Annotated in this window: 3 protein-coding genes and 1 pseudogene; all 4 read right to left on the reverse strand. The window is 71.2% G+C overall.

What is annotated here, in order from left to right; genetic code table 11:
* Positions 1-236 precede the first annotated feature (236 nt).
* Positions 237-989 carry an ABC transporter permease gene (locus RDU12_RS13950; protein ID WP_300293536.1) on the reverse strand — a complete coding sequence of 251 codons (753 nt, stop codon included), beginning with the start codon at positions 987-989 and terminating at the stop codon, positions 237-239.
* Positions 986-1,774 carry an ABC transporter ATP-binding protein gene (locus RDU12_RS13955; protein ID WP_308685214.1) on the reverse strand — a complete coding sequence of 263 codons (789 nt, stop codon included), beginning with the start codon at positions 1,772-1,774 and terminating at the stop codon, positions 986-988. The genes RDU12_RS13950 and RDU12_RS13955 overlap by 4 nt, the downstream gene beginning before the upstream one ends.
* Entirely contained in the window at positions 1,767-2,807 is a 1,041-nt protein-coding gene (locus RDU12_RS13960) for an ABC transporter substrate-binding protein (RefSeq protein WP_300293006.1), read from the reverse strand. Before RDU12_RS13960 ends, RDU12_RS13955 begins: the two co-directional genes overlap by 8 nt.
* Before the next feature lie 617 nt (positions 2,808-3,424).
* Positions 3,425-3,633 (reverse strand): annotated as a pseudogene (locus tag RDU12_RS13965) (ABC transporter ATP-binding protein); the annotation flags it as partial.

Below are 3,633 nucleotides of genomic sequence, written 5' to 3' on the forward strand. Positions count from 1 at the left end.
CAGCCGGCTCGGCGACCGCGGCGCTCTGCGGAGGCGTCGCTTCTCCGCGCCCCTGCCAGGACAGGTAGCGCGGATCGGACTGGGCCGAAGCGGCGTCAGCCAGAAGCAGGCCGCCGGCGGCGGCGAGAACAGCGGCGAGAGTCGAGGCGCGGCGCAAGGGCAGGCTCCGGGCGCGGGAACTGGAGCGCCACGGTAGCCGTCCGGGGCTTAACCCGGCGCTAACGGGAGGCGGCCGTTCAGGCCAGGCGACGGCGGACCGCGCGCTCGACAGCGCCCACGACGGCGTGGAGCGCCAGCCCCATGATCATCAGGCAGAGCAGGGCCGCGAGCATGTCCGCCGTGCGCAGGCGGTTGCCGGCCTCGAGGAGCCGCCAGGCCAGCCCCTGGGTGGCGCCCGAGCCGGAGACGAATTCAGCGACGACCGCGCCGATCACCGACAGACCGGCCGCGACCCTGAGGCCTTCGAGGACGAACGGCAGGGCGGCGGGGAGGCGCAGGCGGATCAGTCGTTGCGTCGACGATGCCCCGTACAGATCGAACAGCCGCTCGAGGTCGGGGTCGGCGGACCTCAGGCCGGTCAGCACGCCCGAGAACAGCGGGAAGAAGGCCACCGCCGCGGCGAGGGCGACCACGGCGCGGTCGGCGTGGTCCAGACCGGCCCAGATCAGGACGAGCGGCGCGATCGCCACGACAGGCGTGACCTGGAGGGCGACGGCGAGAGGCCGGACGGCCCGTTCGGCCGAACGGTTGAGCGACACCGCCAGCGCGAGTCCGCCGCCGAGCACGAAGGCTGTGACCAGAGCCTGAAAGGCCATCCAGAAGGTGACGGCGGCGGAGGAGAGCAGCAGCGGGGCGCGGCGGACGAGGGAGATGGCGACGGCGCTGGGCGGCGGCAGGAGATAGGGCGGGAGGTGGAGGGCGCGGCAGGCGATCTCCCACCCGGCGAGAAGAAACAGGATCAGCAAGAGGGGCGGCAGGAAGCGGTTCATGCGCTCTTCCCCGTCGCGGGGGGGAAGGCAGGCATGCTGTCAGCCAACCCCGCAGCCAGCGTCTCGACCGCCACGCGATAGGCCACGTCCGTCCGCCATCCGTCGGGCCTGGGCAAGGGGCCCGGCAGCTCCAGCTCCAGCGCCACCCGTCCTGTCGTCGCGTCGAGCACGACGGCGCGATGCGCGAGATAGACGGCCTCCTCGACGTCATGGCTGACGAACACCATGGCGGGGCGAGGCGACCGGGCGCTCCACAGGCGATGCAGGTCCCCGATGAGCCGGCGGCGCGTGACGCTGTCCAGGGCGGCGAACGGCTCGTCGAGCAACAGCAGGTCCGGCCCGGTGACCAGCGCGCGGGCGAGCGAGACGCGCATCGCCATGCCGCCGGACAGCTGCCGCGGACGGGCGGCGAGGCGGTCGCCCAGACCGACCGCGGCTAGCTCGGCCGCCGCCCGACGTCGCGCCTCCTCGCGGGGCGCGCCCGTCAGTTCGAGGGGCAGGGCGACATTGGCCTGAATGTCGGCCCACGGCATCAGGGTGGCGTTCTGGAAGACGAAGCCGGTTCGGCCGCGGCCGGCGCCCCCGGCCACCGTCCCTTCCGCCGGGGCCTCGAGCCCGGCCAGCAGACGCAACAGGGTGGACTTGCCGGCTCCGGAGGCTCCGACCAGCGCCAGGATTTCCCCGGGGGCGACGGTCAGGTCGACAGGGCCCAGCGGCGACCGCCCGGGATAGCGAACGATGACGTTCCGCAGCGCCGCCGCGAACGCCGGAGCCGTCTCAGCCACGGCCGGGCAGATACTGGGTCGTGAAGGCCTGGCGCCAGTCGAGGTTGGGCGGGTAGACGCCGGCCTCGGAGGTGACCTCGAAGAAGGCGCGCCAGCGCTCGGCGGTCATTGTGCCGAGACCGTAGAGGGCCGCGTCGCCGCCGTCGACGATGCCGTTGGCCTTGAGCTTGGCCCGGGCCTGATCGAGCACGTCCTGGGTCATGTCGGGATTGGCGCGGCGGATCAGGGCGTCGGCGGCCTTGCCGTCGCCCTGGATATAGTCGCGCCAGCCCTCGGCCGAGGCGGCGATGAAGCTGCGCAGCGCGCGGGCGTTGTCGCGGGCGAAGGCGTTCGGGGCCAGAACCATGGTGGCGTAGGAGGGATAGCCCTCGTCGGCGAGCAGGAAGACCTTCGGCGTGAAGCCCGCCTCCTTCTCGATCGTATAGGGTTCGCTGGTCAGATAGCCCTGCTGCACCGCCCGTTCGTCGGCGAGGAAGGGGGCGAGGTTGAAGGTGTATTTGCGCACCTGGTCGTCGGTGAAGCCGTATTTCGCCTTGAGCCAGACCCAGAAGGCGTTGACCGAGGCGTCGGCCAGAAGGATGGGGCGGTCGCCCAGGTCGGCGATGGAGTTCAGCGCCGGATCGGGGTGGGCGATCAGGACCTGGGGGTCCTTCTGGAAGAAGGCGGCGACCGCCTTCACCGGCGCTCCCTCGGCGACCAGATTCATCGGGATGAAGCTGTTGGAGCCCATGCCGAGCTCGACGGCGCCCGAGGCCAGCAGCTGCGGCACGTTCACCGTCGGGCCGCCCTGTATGATCTGCACGTTCAGTCCGCGCTTCTCATAGGCCCCCGAGGCCAGCGCCTGGTAGAAGCCGCCGTGCTCGGCCTGGGCGCGCCAGTCGGTGGCGAAGCGCAGCCGGACCCGGCCGTCGTCGTCGACCGGAGCCTCGGCGCGTCCACAGGCCGCCAAAGCCGTCGAGAGGCCCAGCGCGCCGGCGCCGGCGAGCAGGGTGCGGCGATCGGGCAGAGAGGAGCGATTCCCGCGACGGTTCATGGCCTTGGTGTACGGCCGGGGCGGGGGGAAGGGAAGGCGTCGTCGGCCTGATGCGCGAGCGCGCCGGCCAAAGCGGCCTCCGGAATTGAGCGAGGGGACGAAGATCCCCGCAAGCGGTTCTCCTCGTCCCCTCGCCAAGTCCGGGTTGGACTTGGCCATTGAGGTTCAGGACCCTGGCCTCAGCATCAGCGAGGCGAACCCCGGTGATGGTCGGCTGTATCCTGTCGCGCTCCTGGTCTCCGGCGTTCCACGAGGTCGAGCCCCGCGCCGTCCATCGATCCTGATCCGGTTCCCTCCGGTCTTCTGGGGCCGAAGCCTTCGAAGGGTCCTTTGGGCCTTGATCCTGTCTCCCGTCCGTTAAGGTCGAAACCCCCCGGTGCGTTCGATCAGAGAGCCGGGCCGGTCCGCTTTGAGCCCCGGGTCTCCCCGGATTTCCGCGCCGCCGTGTCCCTCGGCCTGTTGACGTTCGCGCCAAATGCAGTAGACGGCAAGCGCCCGAATCCGGCCGGCTGTGCGGAACCGCCCCGGCCCCGGTGCATAACCCTGTGCATATCTGTGGGCGGCTGGAATTCGTGAAAACGAATCAGGCGTTTGGGTTTTCCACAGAAAGCGGGCCGTCAGCCGCCCAGAGCTTCCCGTTTCGCCTCCAGCTCCAGCCATTCCTCTTCGGCGGCGGCCAGAAGCGTGCGGGCGCGGTCGGCGTTGGCGGTGGCGCGGTCGAAGGCCTTGCGGTCGCGGGTATAGAGTTCGGGGTCGGCGAGGGTCGCCTCGTGGCGGGCGATGTCGGCGGGAAGGCTTGCGAGCAGGCCCTCCAGCTCCTTCAGGC

This window comes from Brevundimonas sp. (genome assembly GCF_031082345.1).
Taxonomy (GTDB): domain Bacteria; phylum Pseudomonadota; class Alphaproteobacteria; order Caulobacterales; family Caulobacteraceae; genus Brevundimonas.